This is a genomic window from Limnohabitans sp. G3-2, assembly GCF_002778275.1.
Classification (GTDB): Bacteria; Pseudomonadota; Gammaproteobacteria; order Burkholderiales; family Burkholderiaceae_C; genus Limnohabitans_A.
Genome location: NZ_NESG01000004.1, coordinates 126481 through 144544, shown reverse-complemented (window position 1 = coordinate 144544; position 18064 = coordinate 126481). Strand labels below are relative to the sequence as shown.

The following is an 18064-nucleotide window of genomic DNA, read 5'->3' as shown; positions in this document are numbered from 1 at the left end:
TTATCATTCACCCATGGACACCAAATTGCTTGAACTGCTGGTTTGCCCAGTGACCAAAGGACCGCTCAACTTCGACCGCGAGCGGCAAGAACTGCTTTCGCGCAGCGCACGCCTGGCGTACCCGGTGAGAAATGGCATTCCGATCCTGCTGGAAAACGAAGCACGCACGCTGAGTGACGATGAAGTTGACAAGCTCGCGGCCCTGCGCCCACCACTCTGAGACTTGCGCATGAGCCATTCCGACAAGCCGCACGGCTTCACCGTGGTCATTCCCGCACGTTTGGCCTCCAGCCGTTTGCCGAGCAAACCGCTGGTCGACATCGCCGGACTGCCCATGGTGGTGCGCGTGGCGCAACGCGCCATGCAATCGCAAGCCACACAGGTGGTGGTGGCCGCCGATGACGAGCGCATTGTGCAGGCCTGCAAAGCCCATGGCGTGCAGGTCTTTTTGACCCGACAAGACCATGTCAGCGGCAGTGACCGATTGGCCGAAGCGTGTCAGCTGCTGGGTTTGCCCGATGAGGCCTTGGTGGTCAACGTCCAGGGCGACGAGCCCTTGATGCGGCCCGACCTCATCGACCAAGTGGCCCGGGTACTGACCGAGCGCCCGGAGGCCAGCATGAGCACAGCCGCCCACGCCATCGGGTCGCTGGAAGAGTTCGGCAACCCCAACGTGGTCAAAGTTGTCATGGATGCGCGCCAAATGGCCTTGTATTTCAGCCGGGCCCCCATCCCTTGGTGGCGAGACGGCCAAAGTGGCGCGGGCTTCAAAAGCTTACCCCATCCAGCGCCTTTGCGGCACATCGGCATCTATGCCTACCGGGCTGGGTTTTTGCGCTTGTTCCCTCAATTGCCCCCCGCGCCCATTGAAAGCATGGAGTCACTCGAGCAACTTCGCGCCTTGTGGCACGGGCACCGGATTGCGGTTCATGTGACTTCTGAGGCCCCTGGACCGGGTGTGGACACGCCTGAAGATTTGGCCCGCGTGCGGCAACTGCTGAGCTCAAAGCAGGGGTTTACACCGTAAGCCAGCTTTGAGGCTGGCGTGATATTCTCAAAACCAATCAAGTGGTTGGGCCTCTGGTCTTGCCGACTGAACCGATTTCAAACGATAAGGACCTACCCCATGAGACTGATTCTGTTGGGCGCACCCGGCGCCGGCAAGGGCACCCAAGCCTCTTTCATTTGCCAGAAATACAACATCCCTCAAATCTCCACCGGTGACATGCTGCGTGCAGCTGTCAAGGCGGGCACGGCGCTTGGCCTGCAAGCCAAAGCCGTCATGGAATCGGGCGGCTTGGTCAGCGATGACCTGATCATCAATTTGGTCAAAGAGCGCATCGCCCAGGCCGACTGTGCCAACGGCTTCTTGTTCGACGGTTTCCCACGCACCATCCCCCAAGCCGACGCCATGAAGGCCGCTGGCGTGAAACTCGATTACGTGCTTGAAATCGATGTGCCTTTTGACGCCATCATCGACCGCATGAGCGGCCGCCGCTCGCACCCGGCATCGGGCCGCACGTACCACGTCAAGTTCAACCCACCCAAAGTGGAAGGCCTGGACGACGTGACGGGCGAGCCCTTGGTTCAGCGTGCGGATGACCAAGAAGAAACCGTCAAAAAGCGTCTGGATGTTTACAGCGCGCAAACCCGCCCCTTGGTCGACTATTACTCGGGTTGGGCCCAAAACGACGCAGCCGCTGCCCCCAAGTACCGCGCCATCAGCGGCACAGGCAGCGTGGAAGACATCACCGCTCGGGCGTTTTCGGCACTGGCTGGCTGAACGGTCAGCGGACCACCTCCCAAAACAAAGCCCCGCTCAGCGGGGCTTTGTGCTTTCAGGGCCTGGCGTGAAGCAGGCACTTTGCAATCTCTAGCCCAGCAAATCGAGCAGCAAACTGACACGGGCCTTGACCGCATTCAAACCCAGCGGCGCTGCCGTGAACACAGTCTGACCGACGATTTGACCCTGCGCACAGCGCGAGACAAGCCGCACAACAACGCCCTGCGCTTGGGCCTGCAACAAGGCGCTCGCGAGCGTTTCGTGCACCGTCCCGTTCCCTGTGCCAGCCATCACCAGTCCTTTCACCCCCGCCGCCACCAAGGCCTGAATTTGACGCGCATCGGCTCCTGCATGGCTGTGCAGCACGGCCACCCAGGGCCATTGCGCCACAGGAACGCTCAAGGCCGCGCGGGCATGGGCATGCACCTGGGACAAATCAGCCCCGCCCTGCCACCGCACTTGCCCCTGCTCCACAAAACCTCGGGGACCCGACTCCCCTGAGCTGAAAGCGTCAAGTCGGTAGGGGTGCACTTTTTGAACCGCCCGGGCGCTGTGAACCTGACCGGCACAGACCACCAAGACCCCGCGGGCCAGGGGGTCGCAGGCCACCACCATGGCATCGAGCAGATTTTGAGGGCCATCCGGCGCCAAGGCCGTTGCAGGTCGCATCGCACACGTCATGACCACCGGTTTGTTCGTGTCCAGCACCTTCTGCAAAAACCAAGCGGTTTCTTCCAGGGTATCGGTGCCATGGGTGATGACAACAGCGTCCACCTCCTCTTGTGCCAGCCAATGCGCACAACGCTGCGCGAGCGCCTGCCAAGTGGCGTGGTCCATGTCTTTGCTGTCCAGTTGCGCCAGCTGCTCACCCACCAAGTCATGACCTTGCAAGCTGTCATGCAGCGCGGGCACGGCGTCCAACAGGTGCTGGACGCTCAGCTGACCGGCGGTGTAGCCGGTGTGGTCACTCGCGCTGGCCGCCGTGCCGGCGATGGTGCCGCCTGTGCCCAAAACCACGATTTTTTGACATTTTTTTGCGTTGAGCACTTGCACAGCCTTGAAAACTGGTTAAAAATACAGTCACTGGATGAAAAAACAGCTCAACCAGTCCTCACACGGAGACCGCCATGATTGACAGCCCCAAACTCACCGCCCGGCAGCAGGAAATTCTGGAACTGATCCAGAACACCATTGCCAACACAGGTGCACCTCCCACGCGTGCCGAGATCGCCAGCGTGTTGGGCTTCAAATCGGCCAATGCGGCTGAAGAGCACCTCAAAGCCTTGGCCCGCAAAGGCGCCATCGAGTTGGTCAGCGGCACATCCCGCGGCATACGCCTGAAGGGCAGCAGCCGCAGCCATTTTCGCGCACCTTCCGACCTCTTCAGTCTGACGCTGCCCGGTTTGGGCCAACTGAGTTTGCCACTGGTCGGCCGGGTCGCAGCCGGCTCACCCATTTTGGCGCAAGAGCATGTGGACCGCACCTACCAAATTGAAAGCAGCCTGTTCACAGAACAACCCGATTACCTGCTTCGGGTTCGCGGCATGTCCATGCGTGACGCGGGCATCATGGACGGTGACCTGTTGGCCGTCAAATCCACCAAAGACGTTCGGAACGGGCAAATCGTGGTGGCCCGATTGGGCGATGACGTCACCGTCAAGCGCTTGCGCAAAACAGCCGATGGCATTGAGCTGCTGCCAGAGAACCCGGACTATCCGACCATCGTGGTCAACCCCGAAGAGCCTTTCGACATCGAAGGCTTGGCCGTGGGCTTGATCCGAAACACCCTGCTCATGTAAGGCATCTGCTTGCTGCACCAGGTGGCGGGCGCAGGCGGAATGGTTCCGCCGGCCCTGGTGCAACAGGCTCATTCAGCAATCCTGCCTGTGTCCAACCTCCATGCTTTTGAAAGGTTTCACATGGGAATCGCTCTGCTTGCTTTTTCAGGTCTGTTTCAAGGCCTCGCCAATTGGGGCCGCTCTGTGCCCGTCTCAGCCCCACCACAGCGGGCCCATGCGGCCTTGCGCCCGGTGTGGGCCACTCGTCGCCCGGCTTGTGTGCCTCAAGGACTGAAGTCCAGCATTCAGCCTCATCGGGTTCACACCAGCCCAAGGGCACCAGCCCTGCGGGTGCTTCGCGTCTCTGAGAGCGACCAAAGGGTCAAAGGCGCGGGCCGAATGGTGATTTCCGGTCGCATGGCCGATGTGTGCGCCGAATTGGACCGCTTGGCCGCGATTGAGGCCGCACAAGCACGCATTTGACCTGAAAAGCCTGCCCAGCGACCGAATGCGGCCGCCTCGTCAAGGCACAATGGAGGGATGAACATTGTGATTCTTGACGACTACCAAGATGTGGTCCGCAAACTCGACTGCGCCGCCAAACTCGAAAATTTTTCGGCCAAGGTCTACACCAACACGGTCAAGGGCATGGGCCAGCTGACCGTTCGCCTCAAAGATGCCGACATCATCGTGCTGATTCGTGAGCGGACCCAGCTGCCCAGGGCCGTGATCGAAAAACTGCCACGCTTGAAACTCATCTCGCAAACCGGCCGCTTGGGCGGCCATGTGGATTTGGCGGCCTGCACCGAACGCGGTGTGGCGGTGGCCGAGGGTGTGGGTTCTCCGGTTGCTCCGGCCGAATTGACTTGGGCTTTGATCATGGCGGCCTCGCGCCGCTTGCCCCAGTACATTGGCAACCTCAAGCACGGCGCCTGGCAACAATCGGGCCTCAAAGCGGGCTCCATGCCGACCAATTTTGGATTGGGCACCGTCCTCAAAGGCCGAACATTGGGGATTTGGGGCTATGGAAAAATCGGCCAATTGGTGGCCGGCTACGGCAAAGCCTTTGGCATGGATGTGGTGGTCTGGGGCAGCGACGAGTCGCGCAACAAAGCCATTCAGCACGGCTACCGTGCTGCCTCCAGCCGGGCGGCATTCTTTGAAGAATCCGATGTGTTGTCGGTCCACCTGCGCTTGAACGAGTCCACCCAAGGCATCGTGAACAGCGAGGATTTGGGCAGAATGAAACCCACCGCCCTGTTTGTCAACACTTCTCGCGCTGAACTGGTTGAACCCAACGCCTTGATTGGTGGCCTCAACCGCGGCCGCCCCGGCTTGGCTGCGGTCGATGTGTTCGAGTCAGAGCCGATTTTGCAAGGCTCAGCCCTCCTGCGCTTAGAGAACTGCATTTGCACGCCTCACATTGGTTATGTCGAAAAAGACAACTACGAACTGTATTTCGGCACCGCTTTTGACAATGTGGTCAATTACATCAAAGGCACCCCTACAAACATCGTGAACCCCGGCGCCCTGCAGGTTCGCCGCTGAGGCCATCGTTTCTTTTTCCCCTTTCATTTTTCAATCCCACATGACGCTTGCATTTTCCAAAGTCGCCATCATTGGCGCAGGGGCCATGGGCCGAGGCATCGCTCAAATTGCCGCCCAAACTGGCAGCCAAGTCTGGCTTTACGACACCCAAGCCGAAGCCACCACCAAGGCCCGCGACGCCGTGTTCCAGCAATGGGACAAGTTGCAAGAAAAAGGCCGATTGACCGCCGAAGTGGTGGCGGGCCACAAATCTCGCCTGCTGTGTGCCGCCCAGCTGCAAGAGCTGGCGGCGTGCGAACTGGTGGTCGAAGCCATTGTCGAAAAGCTCGAAATCAAGAAAAGCCTGTTCACCGAGCTGGAAACCGTGTTGGCCCCTTCGGCGGTGCTGGTCACCAACACCTCCTCTCTGTCGGTCACAGCCATTGCCGCCGCCTTGCAGCGGCCAGCACAGTTTGCGGGTTACCACTTCTTCAACCCGGTCCCCCTCATGAAAGTGGTCGAAGTGATTGCGGGCCTGAAAACCGACCCGGCGGTGTGCCAGCGTTTGTCGGATTTTGCGCGCCAGATGGGCCATACCCCGGTGCAAGCGCAAGACACGCCAGGCTTCATCGTCAACCACGCCGGACGCGGTTACGGCACCGAGGCTTTGCGCATCGTGAGCGAGGGCGTGGCCGATTTCGCCACCATCGACCGCATCTTGCGCGACCAGGTTGGCTTCAAACTGGGCCCCTTCGAACTGTTTGACCTGACGGCGCTGGATGTCTCCCACCATGTGATCGAGTCCATCTATCACCAATATTACGAGGAGCCGCGCTACCGCCCCAACGTGATCACGGCCCAGCGTTTGGCTGGGGGCGTGGTGGGCAAGAAAGTGGGCGAAGGCTTTTACAAATACGTGGACGGTTCCGCGCAAATGCCAGCCGAACCGCCCGTCCCAGCAGTGGCACACATGCCGCCCGTTTGGGTCTCGCCCCGAGCTGCCCGGCGGATGGAACTTTTGCAAATTCTGAAAAACCTGGGCGCCACGATCGAAACAGGCGCTTCGCCTTCACCTGAGGCCTTGACCATCGTTGCCCCGCTGGGCTTTGACATCACCACCGTGGCGGTGGTTGAACGTTTGGACCCGGCCCGAACCGTGGGCATCGACATGCTGTTTGACGACGGCGCCACCCAACGCCGTGTGCTGGCCACCAACCCTGCCACACGCGCCGACATGCGTGACGCGGCCCATGCCCTGTTTGCCCGCGATGGCAAGGCCGTGTCGGTCATCCGTGACAGCGGCGGCTTTGTCACACAGCGCGTGGTGGCCACCATCGTCAACATTGCGTCGGACATTTGCCAGCAGCGCATCTGCACCCCGCAGGATTTGGAAACCGCCGTCACCTTGGGCCTGGCTTACCCCATGGGCCCCTTGGCCATGGGCAACCGCTTAGGACCCGACAGCATTTTGGAAGTGCTCTTCAACCTGCAAACGGTTTATGGCGATCCACGTTATCGCCCCAGCCCTTGGTTGCGCCGCCGAGGCGCCATTGGTCTGTCGCTGATGCACACGGAAGAGTAAAAAAATGACCGCCCAACTGCTCAGCACCAGCGAAGGCCAGACCCTGGTCCTGACCCTCAGCAACCCCGAGTTTCGCAACGCCCTCGGCCCAGAGATGTATGCCGCTGGCGTTGAAGCGCTGAGTGTGGCCGAATCCAGCGCAGAGGTGCGCAGTGTGGTGATCACCGGGGCCCATGGCATTTTCAGTGCGGGCGGCAATCTGCAACGCCTGCAAAACAACCGACAGTTGCCGCCTGAGCACCAAGCACAAAGCATTGAAGGTTTGCACAATTGGATCGAGGCGATCCGCACTTTTCCCAAGCCGGTGATCGCGGCCGTGGAAGGCCCGGCAGCCGGCGCGGGTTTTTCACTGGCCCTGGCTTGCGACATGATCGTGGCAGCCCGCAACAGCGTGTTCGTCATGGCTTACAGTTCCATTGCCCTCTCGCCCGATGGCGGCGGCAGCTGGAGCCTGTCGCGCGCTGTGCCGCGCCAACTGGCCACCGAGCTGCTCATGTGCGGCGAGCGCATCGGTGCCGAGCGTCTGCAGCAGCTCGGTGTGGTCAATCGATTGGCCGATGCCGGTCAGTCACTGACACAAGCCTTGGCGCTGTGCGCGCAACTGAACGCCCGCGCGCCCAATGCGCTGGCCAGCATCAAAGAACTGCTGTCCGAAGCGGACAGCAGCAGCTTGAATGTCCAACTGGGCCATGAGCGAGACCACTTTGTCAAAAATCTGCACCACAGCAATGCGGGCATTGGCATTTCTGCATTTCTCAACAAACAAAAACCCGAATACGAATAAAGCGGCTGGTCCCCCAGGCGACAAATATTCGATCACCAGTCACTCAAAGGACAGAGCATGGACGAACCGATTCTGACAATGGAGGAAAGAGAAGCGATCAATGCAGGTCGCTGGTTCTCCACCCTTTCACCTTCACTTCGACACGACATACTTCGATGCGCTTACGTCAAACGTCACAAAGACGGCGACATGCTGGCAGCACGCGGCGATCCACCCGAGCAGTGGATTGCCTGTGCCAAGGGCGCGGTGCGTGTGAGTTCCACGTCGGTGTCGGGCAAACAAATCACCCTGACCTACGTGGAGCCGGGCATCTGGTTTGGCGACGTCTCGATCTTCGATGGGGACCGCCGCACGCACGACTGTTACGCACACGGCGACACGACCACGCTGAATGTGGCCAAAGCCGACTTCAAGAAAATTCTGTCGCAACACGTCGAGTTTTACGATGCCATGCTTCGCCTGCATGCCCGGCGCATTCGCCAGCTGTACGGCTTGGTGGAAGACCTCAACACCCTGCCCTTGCGGGCCCGGCTGGCCAAACAGCTCAACCACTTGTTGCGCAGTTACGGTGTGCCCAGTTTGTCGGACGCCAAAGCGATCCGCATCAGCTTACAGCTGGCGCAAGAGGAATTGGCCCAGTTGCTCGGGGCATCGCGCCAACGGGTCAACCAAGAACTCAAGCAAATGGAGCGCGAGCAGATCATCCGCATCGAGCCCGGTGGTTTGGTGGTCCTGGACCGCGACGCGCTGCTCTTGATCGTGAATGCAGACCACTGAAACGACCGAGTAACACCCTCTCGCCGCTGACTGCTGCGGCCCTTGATTTTCGACGGGAAACCCCATGAGTGCTTTTGACCATTTCGTGGGGACCCGGCCTGTCACGGGCTCCCATGCCTTTGATATTGGAGCGCTTGAGCGTTGGCTCACGGCCCAATTGCCAGGCTTTGCGGGGCCCTTGAGCGTAGAGATGTTCAAGGGCGGGCAGTCCAACCCCACCTACAAGCTCATCACCCCATCACGCCAATACGTGATGCGGGCCAAGCCCGGCCCGGTGGCCAAGCTGCTGCCCTCCGCGCACGCCATCGAGCGGGAGTTTGCGGTGATGAAAGGCCTGCAAGGCACGGACGTGCCCGTGGCCGAAATGCATGTGCTGTGCGACGACGAGTCGGTGATCGGGCGAGCTTTCTACGTGATGGAGTTCGTGCAAGGCCGTGTGCTCTGGGACCAGTCACTGCCCGGCATGACGACGGCCGAGCGCGGCGCGATTTACGACGAAATGAACCGGGTATTGGCCGCGCTGCACAAAGTGGATGTGGCCAAACAAGGCTTGGCCAGCTACGGCAAACCGGGCAATTACATCGAGCGGCAGATCGGCCGCTGGAGCAAACAATACGCCGCCTCGATCACCCAGCCCATCCCCGAAATGGACCGGCTGATCGAATGGCTGCCGAACAACATCCCTGACAGTGCCAAGGATGAATCGCTGGTGGGCATCGTGCACGGCGACTACCGCCTGGACAACCTGATGTTCCACCCCACACAAGCGCGCGTGTTGGCGGTGCTCGATTGGGAGTTGTCCACCTTGGGCCACCCCCTGGCCGATTTCAGCTACCACTGCATGGCTTGGCACATCACGCCCGGCGCGTTCAGAGGCATCGGCGGCCTGGATTTCGCGGCACTGGGCATCCCCTCGGAAGCCGAATACATTCGCCGCTACTGCGAACGCACCGGCTTCACAACGCCTGAGGCCTTGGCCAAAGACTGGAACTTTTACCTCGCCTACAACATGTTCCGCATTGCGGCCATTTTGCAAGGCATTGCCAAACGCGTCGAAGACGGCACGGCCTCCAGCGAACAAGCCAAGAGCTCGGGCGCTGGCGCCCGTCCCATGGCCGAGTTGGCCTGGCGTTTTGCTTGCCAAGCCTGATTTTTCACACCCACACCCACACCCCAACCCCTAGGAGATAGACCATGGATTTTGAATACACCCCCAAGGTCAAAGACATGCAAGCGCGCTTGCTGGCTTTCATGGACGAGCACATTTACCCCAACGAGGCGCGGTTCTTTGAAGAGATCGCCGAAAACCGCGCCAAAGGCAATGCCTGGGTGCCCACCAAAATCGTCGAGGAACTCAAACCCAAAGCCTTGGCTGCTGGTTTGTGGAACCTGTTTTTGCCCAAGTCCACCCGCGCACCGCAGGGTCTGTCCAACTTGGAATATGCCCCTTTGTGCGAGATCATGGGACGCGTGCCCTTTGCCGCAGAGATTTTCAACTGCTCGGCACCCGACACCGGCAACATGGAAACCTTGGAGCGTTACGCCAGTGAAAGCCTCAAGGACACATGGCTCGAGCCCCTGTTGCGCGGCGAAATCCGCTCTGCTTTTTTGATGACCGAGCCCGATGTGGCCTCGTCTGACGCCACCAACATCGAGTGCGAGATCCGCCGCGAAGGCAACGAGTACGTCATCAACGGGCGCAAATGGTGGTCATCCGGCGCAGGCGACCCACGCTGTGCGGTCTACATCGTCATGGGCAAAACCAACCCCGACGCGGGCCGCCATGAGCAGCAGTCCATGATCGTGGTGCCCGCCAATTCACCCGGCATCACCGTGGTGCGCGCCCTCTCGGTCTTTGGCTACGACGACGCCCCACACGGCCACATGGAAGTGGTGCTCAAAAACGTGCGCGTGCCGGCCGAAAACATTTTGCTGGGCGAAGGCCGTGGCTTCGAAATCGCCCAAGGCCGCTTGGGACCTGGCCGGATCCACCACTGCATGCGCACCATCGGCATCGCCGAACGCGCCCTGGAATTGATGTGCAAACGGCTCAACGAACGCGTGGCCTTTGGCCGCGAAGTGGCCCGCCAGACCGTGTGGCAAGAGCGCATCGCAGAGTCGCGTTGCATGATTGAACAAGCCCGCTTGCTGACACTCAAAGCGGCGTACATGATGGACACCGTGGGCAACAAAGTGGCCAAGGCTGAAATCGCCATGATCAAGATCGTGGCCCCCAACATGGCTTGCCAAATCATCGACTGGGCGATTCAGGCCCACGGCGGCGGCGGCGTGTCGCAAGACTTCCCGCTGGCCTATGCCTACGCCCACCAGCGCACCTTGCGCCTGGCCGATGGCCCAGACGAGGTGCACCGCAACTCGCTGGCCAAGCTGGAACTGGCCAAACAACTGGCCTTGCCCGGCGATTTGGGCATGCCCATCACACGGGGCAGCTGACTTTTTTGGCCGCAAGGCCAAGAACGGGGTTTTTGAGGGTTAGAATATCGCTTGTCGGAGCGTAGCGCAGCCTGGTAGCGCATCTGCTTTGGGAGCAGAGGGTCGCGAGTTCGAATCCCGCCGCTCCGACCATTTCCTGATGTTTGACCTTCAAGAAATTCCAAAAGTCTGGTCACAGACACACAAACAACAAAGGCCCGTCAGGGCCTTTTGTGTTTCTGTCGATCTCGCCAATTCTGCCCGTAGCTCAGTTGGATAGAGCAACAGCCTTCTAAGCTGTGGGTCACAGGTTCGATCCCTGTCGGGCAGACCATTCGGCCTCACCCTGTGACAGGGTATCCCTTCTCAGTTGGCGTAGTGGGTCTTGCGACCGGTATCGGCCAGCAAGCTGGGCAATGTCTGCCAAGCTTGCGAAATGTCTTTGATCAAGGTTTTGACTTCTTCCAGCGCGTCCAAATCGTTGTAGGCGTTGATGTGGAAGAGTCGGCGGGTGATGTAGGCATACAGCTCGTTGAGGTTTTGCGCCAATTCACCACCGCGTTCAAAATCCAAAGCACCTTGCAAACCGACCACGATGCGACCGGCGCGGGCCAGGGCTTTCGATTTGTCTTCGATCACATTGTTCTGAATGTGACCCGTTGCAGAAGCCAAGCTCTCGAGCAAGCCATCAAAAAGCATCTGAATCAGCTGAATGTTGTCTGCCGTGGCCACACCGGTGGTGACTTGAACAGAACCGTAACTCTCAGCAAACTTGGAATAGGCACGCATGGAAAAAACCCCTTTACTACTTCAGTAACAGAGGAATCGGCGGTTCGGGGGGAAACTTGAGGCCTGTTTTGCATTTCTGCAAAGATTCAAGCGGATCTGGGCACAAAGCCTGCCAAAGGTGGCTCAGACCCCTGTCGCGGTCAGGCTCAAGGCGGCGTGGCGGTGTCCGACGACGGCATCAGCCATTCGGACAAGGGGCTGGTGGCGTCCAACTGGGCTTTGGTCCACAGAAACTGCCCTGCCTCGTCCATGGAGGCGCGAATCGGCCCCCATTCGGCCTCAGGGGTTTGGGCGGCACTCAAACCGCATTGGTACAAAGCGTTGGCCTGGGCTGTCGGAATCCAGGACTCCACCGGACCTTTGGCGGTCACAACGTCTTTGGTGTTTTTCGGCTCATTGGGGGGCGAACCGAGAATGCCGTCCTTGAAGCCATCTTTGTAGAGGGCCTCCGCGTGCTTCGACAAAATCAGGGCGTAGCGGCTGCGCAAGTCTTCAATGGCTTGGGAATCCAAACCCTCGGTGGATCGGCCCGTCATGACATCCCAGAGCTTTTTGGCACTCAAACCCATATTGGGCGTGGCCAATTTCGCGGCACTTTCATTGAGCGTGCTCACCACTTTGCGGGTTTCAGACTCGATCGAATTGACCCGATCGATCAGGTAAATGACCAAGATCAGAACCAGCAGCAAGCCAATGGCCATCAAAGCGTTGAGCAATGCGTCCATGGGGATCACGGCGTTAAATCGCCAGCGGGCGATGGTGAAGGGTCTGGCTCAGACTCGGCGGCTTCCAGCAAGGCCGCTTGTGCGGCCAGCTCTTCCCGCAAGAAATCCAGCACCTGAAAAGGCTCTGGCAAACGCAGCTCGTAGTAGCTGATTTGCTGGGCCAAAGCCTGCATGGCCTCAATGGCTTTGGGGGCCGATATCTCGGTTTTTTGGTAGCGTGAACCCAAAGCAAAGGCTTCAACAACGAACTCTTCGGGCAAATAGGCGTAAATGTCGTGGTCGCCTGAGCGGATTTTCTGGAATTTGGAGGGTTTGGGGGCCTCAGGCAGAGGTGAGCCCTCGAGCAAAGCCAGCCTCGCTCGCTCTTCCCAAGCCGCGGTTTGCTCGGCGCCGTCCACAAAAGTTTTGTCCAAATGGGCGCGGCAGATCAGACCCATGCGCAAGCGCAGGCTGCGCGCATCATGGGAGTCGCCCTTCAAAGAAGCCACCTTCTCGTAAGCCGCCTCCGCACGACGCATCTCGTCGATGGGTTTGTTGCGTGAAAAAAGACCGAACATGGACCTTGTCTGACCTTAAGCAATTTGCAAATTTTGCCGCAGTTTCTTCACAACCGTGGACAAGATTTGGCTGATCCGGGACTCGCTCACCCCAAGGACCTCACCGATTTCCTTGAGGTTGAGCTCTTCTACGTAATAAAGCGACATCACGAGCCGTTCACGCTCTGGCAACTCGTCGATGGCTTGGACCACGGCCTCCATGAACTCGGCCTCCTCCACCATCACCTCGGGCTGCATGGCGCTGTCGGCGGGCATGCTCATGACTTCGTCGTTGACCACTTCCATCGAGAAAGTTTCAAAACGTTTGGCTTGGCCGCGCTCTTTGTGAAATTCCTCGATCTCTTTGCCCATGAACAAAGCCAACTCGGCCTGCGTGGGCGCACGCCCCAACTCGGCGGCCAACACGTGCACCGCTTCGTTTTCATTTTTGTTGAAGGCCACGGCCGAGCGCGGCAGGAACGACTGCCGCCGCACCTCGTCGAGGATGGCCCCGCGCACACGGCTGAGCGCAAAGTGTTCGAACTCAAAACCTTTGGTGGGGTCAAAAGACCGGGCCGCTTCGATCAAGCCGACCATGCCGACCTGGACCAGCTCGTCAAGCTCCATGAAAGGGGGTAAGCGTGCCTTCAAGTGCACCGCCACACGTTTGACCATGGGCATGTGCGCCAAAATCATGGCCTCGTGCTGGTTACCCACCTCTTCGTACAGAGAGACGTTGCTGCTCATGCCTGTCACCCGTTGGAAGGAACACGGAGCATGCGCTCCATGAAAAACTGCATGCGACCCGAAGCCGTTTGGATGGGTGGCAGCTGGTCCAGCGCTTCGGCCAAGGCTCTGAAATCGCGCGAAGCGGCGCTGCCCGGGGCGTAATCCAGCACAGATTGGTATTTGCGCAAAGCTTGCAAGACCAACTCGTCGCCTTCAATGGCATGCAGGTAACGGATTGAAATGCCCAAGAAACGGGCACACACATCGTTCAGGCGCCGGTACAACTGGCGGCCTTCTTGGGCACTGCCCACCATGTTGGGAATCAAATAAATTTCGTCAAGCGACTGCTCGGTCGACATGACCTTGATCAGGCCATAGGCATCGGCGATCGACGACGGTTGGTCGCAAACCACGACAAAACGACGCTGGCAAGCGGCCATGAACTCCAACACCGCTGGCGCAATGCCTGCCGCCACGTCGACCACCAAGTAATCAACCGGCTCGTCCAGGCTGTCAAAGGCGCGGATCATGGTCGCGATCTGGGCGGCATCGAGCGCGGCAATGTTGCGCAGGCCCGAAGCGCCGGGCACCAAACGCACCCCTTGGGCGGTGGTCACCAGCACTTCTTGCAGGGTTTTGGTGCCACTGAGCACATGGCTGATGTTGAACGGGGCATGCGCGCCGAGTGCGATCTGCGCATTGGCCATGCCCAAATCAGCATCCAAGAGCATCACACTGTGCCCCCGCATCGCCAAGGCGACGGCCAAATTGATGGCCACCGTGGTTTTTCCGGCGCCCCCTTTGCCGCTGGCAACGCCAATGACTTGGGGGAAGTTTTTCTTATCCATGAACAGCCTTGGCAGACGACACGGTCTTGGCCCGAGGCTTGACGGCGCGGGACTGGGGTTGAACTTCTGCCACAGCCAGGCTGGCTTTGGGGGCCCGTGGTTTGCGTGCCGTTTTCACCGAGGGGACGGCGGCACCCAGATGCGCAATCTCTGGCAACAAGGCCTGCAAAGGCATCATGGCCAGGTCCACCAAGCGGGCAGCACCAAAAGCCACAGGCGGGACATTGATCTTGCTGTCCTCGGCCATGCAAGAAACCGCCAAAGGCTGCTCACACAGACCCTTGATCAGGGGCCAGGGGTAGGCGGCTTCATCCACTTTGGTCAACATCAGCGAGGACCAGCGAATTTCGGGGTTTTGGAGAATTTTTTGCACACTGGTCACTGTAGCATCAACCGGCAAGACCGCATGGAGTTGGAGGCTCAATTGCGACTGAAGTTGTTGCGCTTGGGCGAAAAAATCTGCGCCAGGGGTGTCGATCCAGATGGTCTTGCCCTGCAAATCGTCGAGCAAGGTCTGCAGCATGCCCATGTCGGCCGCCCGAAAGCAGGACGCGCCCGCTTGCGAAGCCAACAGTTGAATTTGCGACCAAGCACCGGGGCGCTGGTCGCCGTAACTGACCATGACCTGCTTTTCGGCACCCTGCGTCTGGGCCGCGGCATAGGCCAAGCGCCCCAACATCGAGGTTTTACCCGCACCCGAGGGGCCGCACAAAGCGTGCACGCCTTGCACAGGCGCGTCCACCACAGGACGGTCCATGGCTTGCACCAGCATGCGCTGAACCACCGGCCAGGCTTCGTCCAGCGTTTCGAGCTGCTGGATGCTGTCGGTGAGCAAGGAACGCAAGCCCGAAGGCATGCCCACTTCTTGCATCGCCATGATCAGTTTTTGGATGTCTGGCGACAAACCCAAGGTTTGCTGCCAAGGCTGGATTTGGCGCGACAGGGCAAATTCCTTGCGCAAAGCGGCCATTTCTTCACGCAGCATGTCCACAATTTCGTGGCTGCGTTGTTGTTCGTACTGGGCCGCCTTGGCCGCTTGCAGTTCCGGCTGGACCACAGGCGCTGCGGGCACAGGGACCTCTGGGCGGACACGCAAACGCGCCAGAGCCGTTTCAAAGGCCATGGCGTCTGACGTGTCGTCGGCAGGCACGGGTTCGAGCGGCGCGCTGGCGTTTTGAAACACTTCAGCGAAAGGCAAAAAGGACTCGTCAGCGGCCTTGAAAGAGGGTTTGGCCTCGCTGGTGTCGACGGGGGGCAAGGAAGCCTGTGGACCTTCTGAGGCCAGGGGTTCGCTGGCCACGTCCACCGCCACAATCAGTTCGGTCTGCTGGTCGACACGCTGGGTGGAAATGATCAAGACATCGTTGCCGTACAACTGGATGGCTTTTTCATTGGCGGAGCGGCTGTCGCGGGCAATGATGCGTTTGAGTTCCATGATTTATCAGGCCTTGGGGGCAGAAGAATTGTTGCGAGGATCGGCTTGCACGGTGTTGATCACCTTGACAGACTGATCGTCTGGAATTTCGCTGTAAGACAAAACCGTCAGATCGTTCACGCGGTAACGCACCGCGCGCGACATCCAGGGGCGAATGGCGGGTGACACCACCAGCACCGCAGGCAAACCCTGCTCTTCGGTCGTGCGTGCACTCTCGCGCAGGGCCGCAAAGAGGCTTTCGGCCAAACTGGGCTCCAGCACCATGCCGGCCGAGTTGGTGTTTTGTTGCAGCACGTTGTGCAGCAGCTGCTCCAACTGGGGGTCCAGCGTCAACACCGACAAGGTGTCGCGGTTTTCGGTCAGACTTTGCACGATCATGCGGCCCAACTTGGGACGCACCAGTTGGGTCAATTGGTCAGGGTCTTGTGTGCGGCCACAGACTTCGGTCAGGGCTTCGACGACGGTGCGCATGTCGCGAATCGGCACCGATTCTTGCAACAGGTTTTGCAGTGTGCGGGTGACCACGCCCAAGGACAACTTGCCGGGCACCAACTCTTCGACCAATTTGGGGGATTTGACGGCCAACTTGTCGAGCAATTTCTGCGCTTCGTCGTGACTCATCAGCTCGGAAGCGTTGTCGCGCAGCACTTTGTTCATGTGGGTGGCAATGGCCGTGCTCGGGTCCACCACGGTGTAACCCAAAGCGCGGGCCTGGTCGCGCATGACCGGCTGAATCCAAACGGCTTCCAGACCAAAAGCGGGCTCTTTGGTGGGCTGGCCTTCGACTTTGCCGTACACCTTGCCGGGGTTGATGGCCAATTCGCGGCCCACTTTCACCTCGCCACGGCCACGCACCACGCCGTTCAAAACGATGTGGTAAGCGTCGGGCTCGAGGTTCAAGGCATCGCGGATGCGCACAGGTTGCACCAAAAAGCCCAATTCGGCCGAAAGTTTCTTGCGCACGCCCTTCACGCGGGTCATCAACTGACCACCCGACTCCACATTGACCAAAGGAATCAGGCCGTAGCCAATTTCCAAACCAATCAAATCGACCTGCTCGACATCGTCCCAATCCAACTCTTTGGGCGCATCGCTGCTGGGCGCTGCGGGGGCAGCGGCGCTTTCTTCCAATTGCATTTGTTTGCGCAGGACCATGAAGGCCATGCCCGCAGTCGCACCCGCCAAAACCAAAAAGACCAAATGGGGCATGCCCGGGACCAAGCCCATGACGGCCAAAATGCCGGCCGAGATGAACAAAGCCGGCACGTTCGAGAATTGGGTGGTCGCCTGCTCGGTCATCGACTCGGAGGTCGTCACCCGGGTCACGATGATGGCGGTGGCCAGAGACAAGAACAAGGAGGGGATCTGAGCGACCAAGCCGTCACCGATGGTCAACAACACATACAACTTGGTGGCTTCGCCGACCGACAGGTCGTGCTGACCAATGCCAATCGCCAGGCCACCCACGATGTTGATGATCAAAATGAGCAGGCCCGCCATGGCGTCACCGCTGACAAACTTGGAAGCACCGTCCATGGAGCCGAAGAAGTCAGACTCTTGGGCCAGTTCTTCGCGGCGCTTTTTGGCGGTTTCTTGGTCGATCACACCCGCGTTCAAGTCGGCGTCGATCGACATTTGCTTGCCGGGCATGGCATCCAGGGTGAAGCGGGCATTGACCTCGGAAACCCGGCCCGCACCTTTGGTCACCACAAAGAAGTTCACGATCATCAAGATCACGAAAATGATGAAACCCACAATATAGTTGCCGCCAATCACGAACTCGCCAAATGCCGCGATCACCTTGCCTGCAGACTCTGGGCCTTCGTGGCCATTGACCAACACCACTCGGGTCGACGCCACGTTCAACGCCAGACGCAGCATGGTGGCGAACAGCAGGACCGAAGGGAAAGACGAAAATTCGAGGGGTTTGCGGGTGCCGATGGCGATCATGATCACCACCAAACTGATCATGATGTTGAAGGTGAACAAGATGTCCAGCAACAAAGGCGGCAGTGGAACCACCAACATCGCCATGATCAACAAAACCAAGACAGGCAAGCCCAAACCCGCCAAATCGAAGCGCGAGAAGTTCTGTCGGATGGCGGACAGGGTCAATGTGGTCATGGGTGGGTCGGGGCTGGCAGGGTGAAAAAGTGTCGGAATACCAATGTTTGAATACCTTTAAGCAAGGTACATGCCACACCTTTTGACACCCCTCACCGAAGCCCACCCGCCAGCCCCGCCAAAACCTGGTGCGCAAATTGCTGAGTAAGGGTGTTCCACAGGCAAGCGGCAAGAATTTTCCGCTGCCTGAGGCCTGTTTTCCCCGTCATTGCTC

19 protein-coding genes and 2 tRNA genes are annotated in these 18064 nt (G+C 59.3%); 13 read left to right on the top strand and 8 right to left on the bottom strand.

The window, feature by feature from the left end; translation table 11 throughout:
- Positions 1 to 13: 13 nt before the first annotated feature.
- The 3 genes from B9Z31_RS07285 (at position 14) to adk (ending at position 1783) form a co-directional block, all read left to right on the top strand.
- Positions 14 to 220 (top strand): Trm112 family protein, encoded by a 207-nt coding sequence (locus B9Z31_RS07285; protein ID WP_100119121.1) that lies wholly within the window; start codon positions 14 to 16, stop codon positions 218 to 220.
- Between the two features lie 9 nt (positions 221 to 229).
- Positions 230 to 1027, top strand: a complete 798-nt coding sequence (gene kdsB / locus B9Z31_RS07280) for a 3-deoxy-manno-octulosonate cytidylyltransferase (protein ID WP_100118908.1) — start codon at positions 230 to 232, stop codon at positions 1025 to 1027.
- Between the two features lie 99 nt (positions 1028 to 1126).
- The gene (gene adk / locus B9Z31_RS07275; protein WP_100118907.1) at positions 1127 to 1783 is read left to right on the top strand and encodes an adenylate kinase; all 657 of its coding nucleotides are present in this window, start codon (positions 1127 to 1129) and stop codon (positions 1781 to 1783) included.
- Between the two features lie 90 nt (positions 1784 to 1873).
- Here adk and B9Z31_RS07270 read toward each other — a convergent pair whose 3' ends face one another.
- Entirely contained in the window at positions 1874 to 2836 is a 963-nt protein-coding gene (locus tag B9Z31_RS07270; protein WP_100118906.1) for an asparaginase, read from the bottom strand.
- Between the two features lie 74 nt (positions 2837 to 2910).
- Here B9Z31_RS07270 and lexA point away from each other — a divergent pair, with 74 nt between their 5' ends.
- From lexA to B9Z31_RS07220, 10 genes are all read left to right on the top strand, one after another.
- Positions 2911 to 3582 (top strand): transcriptional repressor LexA, encoded by a 672-nt coding sequence (gene lexA, locus B9Z31_RS07265; protein WP_100118905.1) that lies wholly within the window; start codon positions 2911 to 2913, stop codon positions 3580 to 3582.
- 120 nt (positions 3583 to 3702) lie between these two features.
- Complete coding sequence (locus B9Z31_RS07260) at positions 3703 to 4044, top strand: hypothetical protein (protein ID WP_100119120.1); 342 nt, start codon at positions 3703 to 3705, stop codon at positions 4042 to 4044.
- 57 nt (positions 4045 to 4101) lie between these two features.
- On the top strand, positions 4102 to 5109 hold the full coding sequence (locus B9Z31_RS07255; RefSeq protein WP_100118904.1) for a D-2-hydroxyacid dehydrogenase family protein: 1008 nt from the start codon (positions 4102 to 4104) through the stop codon (positions 5107 to 5109).
- Between the two features lie 40 nt (positions 5110 to 5149).
- Complete coding sequence (locus B9Z31_RS07250) at positions 5150 to 6670, top strand: 3-hydroxyacyl-CoA dehydrogenase (RefSeq protein ID WP_100118903.1); 1521 nt, start codon at positions 5150 to 5152, stop codon at positions 6668 to 6670.
- 4 nt (positions 6671 to 6674) lie between these two features.
- Positions 6675 to 7454, top strand: a complete 780-nt coding sequence (locus B9Z31_RS07245; RefSeq protein ID WP_100118902.1) for an oxepin-CoA hydrolase, alternative type — start codon at positions 6675 to 6677, stop codon at positions 7452 to 7454.
- A gap of 57 nt (positions 7455 to 7511) precedes the next feature.
- On the top strand, positions 7512 to 8231 hold the full coding sequence (locus tag B9Z31_RS07240) for a Crp/Fnr family transcriptional regulator (protein WP_100118901.1): 720 nt from the start codon (positions 7512 to 7514) through the stop codon (positions 8229 to 8231).
- A gap of 64 nt (positions 8232 to 8295) precedes the next feature.
- Complete coding sequence (locus B9Z31_RS07235; protein ID WP_100118900.1) at positions 8296 to 9381, top strand: phosphotransferase; 1086 nt, start codon at positions 8296 to 8298, stop codon at positions 9379 to 9381.
- A 44-nt stretch (positions 9382 to 9425) separates the two neighbouring features.
- Positions 9426 to 10685 (top strand): acyl-CoA dehydrogenase family protein, encoded by a 1260-nt coding sequence (locus B9Z31_RS07230; RefSeq protein ID WP_100118899.1) that lies wholly within the window; start codon positions 9426 to 9428, stop codon positions 10683 to 10685.
- A 55-nt stretch (positions 10686 to 10740) separates the two neighbouring features.
- Positions 10741 to 10817: transfer RNA gene (locus B9Z31_RS07225), tRNA-Pro, on the top strand.
- A 104-nt stretch (positions 10818 to 10921) separates the two neighbouring features.
- Positions 10922 to 10998: transfer RNA gene (locus B9Z31_RS07220), tRNA-Arg, on the top strand.
- A 32-nt stretch (positions 10999 to 11030) separates the two neighbouring features.
- On the opposite strand, the gene fliS is transcribed toward B9Z31_RS07220, so the two are convergent.
- From fliS to flhA, 7 genes are all read right to left on the bottom strand, one after another.
- A complete protein-coding gene (gene fliS, locus B9Z31_RS07215) occupies positions 11031 to 11453 on the bottom strand; it encodes a flagellar export chaperone FliS (RefSeq protein ID WP_100118898.1) in 423 nt (140 codons plus the stop codon).
- A gap of 146 nt (positions 11454 to 11599) precedes the next feature.
- A complete protein-coding gene (locus B9Z31_RS07210) occupies positions 11600 to 12178 on the bottom strand; it encodes a hypothetical protein (RefSeq protein WP_100118897.1) in 579 nt (192 codons plus the stop codon).
- A gap of 5 nt (positions 12179 to 12183) precedes the next feature.
- Positions 12184 to 12735, bottom strand: a complete 552-nt coding sequence (locus B9Z31_RS07205; protein WP_233200829.1) for a hypothetical protein — start codon at positions 12733 to 12735, stop codon at positions 12184 to 12186.
- Between the two features lie 15 nt (positions 12736 to 12750).
- Positions 12751 to 13461: an RNA polymerase sigma factor FliA gene (fliA, locus tag B9Z31_RS07200; RefSeq protein ID WP_233200827.1), complete on the bottom strand. Its 711-nt coding sequence runs from the start codon at positions 13459 to 13461 to the stop codon at positions 12751 to 12753.
- Between the two features lie 5 nt (positions 13462 to 13466).
- Positions 13467 to 14291, bottom strand: a complete 825-nt coding sequence (locus B9Z31_RS07195) for a MinD/ParA family protein (protein ID WP_100118895.1) — start codon at positions 14289 to 14291, stop codon at positions 13467 to 13469.
- Positions 14284 to 15726: a hypothetical protein gene (locus B9Z31_RS07190; protein ID WP_100118894.1), complete on the bottom strand. Its 1443-nt coding sequence runs from the start codon at positions 15724 to 15726 to the stop codon at positions 14284 to 14286. Before B9Z31_RS07190 ends, B9Z31_RS07195 begins: the two co-directional genes overlap by 8 nt.
- A 6-nt stretch (positions 15727 to 15732) precedes the next feature.
- A complete protein-coding gene (flhA, locus tag B9Z31_RS07185; protein WP_100118893.1) occupies positions 15733 to 17850 on the bottom strand; it encodes a flagellar biosynthesis protein FlhA in 2118 nt (705 codons plus the stop codon).
- Positions 17851 to 18064 lie beyond the last annotated feature (214 nt).

What these genes read in the sequence shown, in the direction of transcription:
- B9Z31_RS07285 (WP_100119121.1), top strand. Translation starts at nt 14, where the DNA reads ATGGACACCAAATTGCTTGAACTGCTGGTTTGCCCAGTGACCAAAGGA.
- kdsB (WP_100118908.1), top strand. Translation starts at nt 230, where the DNA reads ATGAGCCATTCCGACAAGCCGCACGGCTTCACCGTGGTCATTCCCGCA.
- adk (WP_100118907.1), top strand. Translation starts at nt 1,127, where the DNA reads ATGAGACTGATTCTGTTGGGCGCACCCGGCGCCGGCAAGGGCACCCAA.
- lexA (WP_100118905.1), top strand. Translation starts at nt 2,911, where the DNA reads ATGATTGACAGCCCCAAACTCACCGCCCGGCAGCAGGAAATTCTGGAA.
- B9Z31_RS07260 (WP_100119120.1), top strand. Translation starts at nt 3,703, where the DNA reads ATGGGAATCGCTCTGCTTGCTTTTTCAGGTCTGTTTCAAGGCCTCGCC.
- B9Z31_RS07255 (WP_100118904.1), top strand. Translation starts at nt 4,102, where the DNA reads ATGAACATTGTGATTCTTGACGACTACCAAGATGTGGTCCGCAAACTC.
- B9Z31_RS07250 (WP_100118903.1), top strand. Translation starts at nt 5,150, where the DNA reads ATGACGCTTGCATTTTCCAAAGTCGCCATCATTGGCGCAGGGGCCATG.
- B9Z31_RS07245 (WP_100118902.1), top strand. Translation starts at nt 6,675, where the DNA reads ATGACCGCCCAACTGCTCAGCACCAGCGAAGGCCAGACCCTGGTCCTG.
- B9Z31_RS07240 (WP_100118901.1), top strand. Translation starts at nt 7,512, where the DNA reads ATGGACGAACCGATTCTGACAATGGAGGAAAGAGAAGCGATCAATGCA.
- B9Z31_RS07235 (WP_100118900.1), top strand. Translation starts at nt 8,296, where the DNA reads ATGAGTGCTTTTGACCATTTCGTGGGGACCCGGCCTGTCACGGGCTCC.
- B9Z31_RS07230 (WP_100118899.1), top strand. Translation starts at nt 9,426, where the DNA reads ATGGATTTTGAATACACCCCCAAGGTCAAAGACATGCAAGCGCGCTTG.
- fliS (WP_100118898.1), bottom strand. Translation starts at nt 11,453, where the DNA reads ATGCGTGCCTATTCCAAGTTTGCTGAGAGTTACGGTTCTGTTCAAGTC.
- B9Z31_RS07210 (WP_100118897.1), bottom strand. Translation starts at nt 12,178, where the DNA reads ATGGACGCATTGCTCAACGCTTTGATGGCCATTGGCTTGCTGCTGGTT.
- B9Z31_RS07205 (WP_233200829.1), bottom strand. Translation starts at nt 12,735, where the DNA reads ATGTTCGGTCTTTTTTCACGCAACAAACCCATCGACGAGATGCGTCGT.
- fliA (WP_233200827.1), bottom strand. Translation starts at nt 13,461, where the DNA reads ATGAGCAGCAACGTCTCTCTGTACGAAGAGGTGGGTAACCAGCACGAG.
- B9Z31_RS07195 (WP_100118895.1), bottom strand. Translation starts at nt 14,291, where the DNA reads ATGGATAAGAAAAACTTCCCCCAAGTCATTGGCGTTGCCAGCGGCAAA.
- B9Z31_RS07190 (WP_100118894.1), bottom strand. Translation starts at nt 15,726, where the DNA reads ATGGAACTCAAACGCATCATTGCCCGCGACAGCCGCTCCGCCAATGAA.
- flhA (WP_100118893.1), bottom strand. Translation starts at nt 17,850, where the DNA reads ATGACCACATTGACCCTGTCCGCCATCCGACAGAACTTCTCGCGCTTC.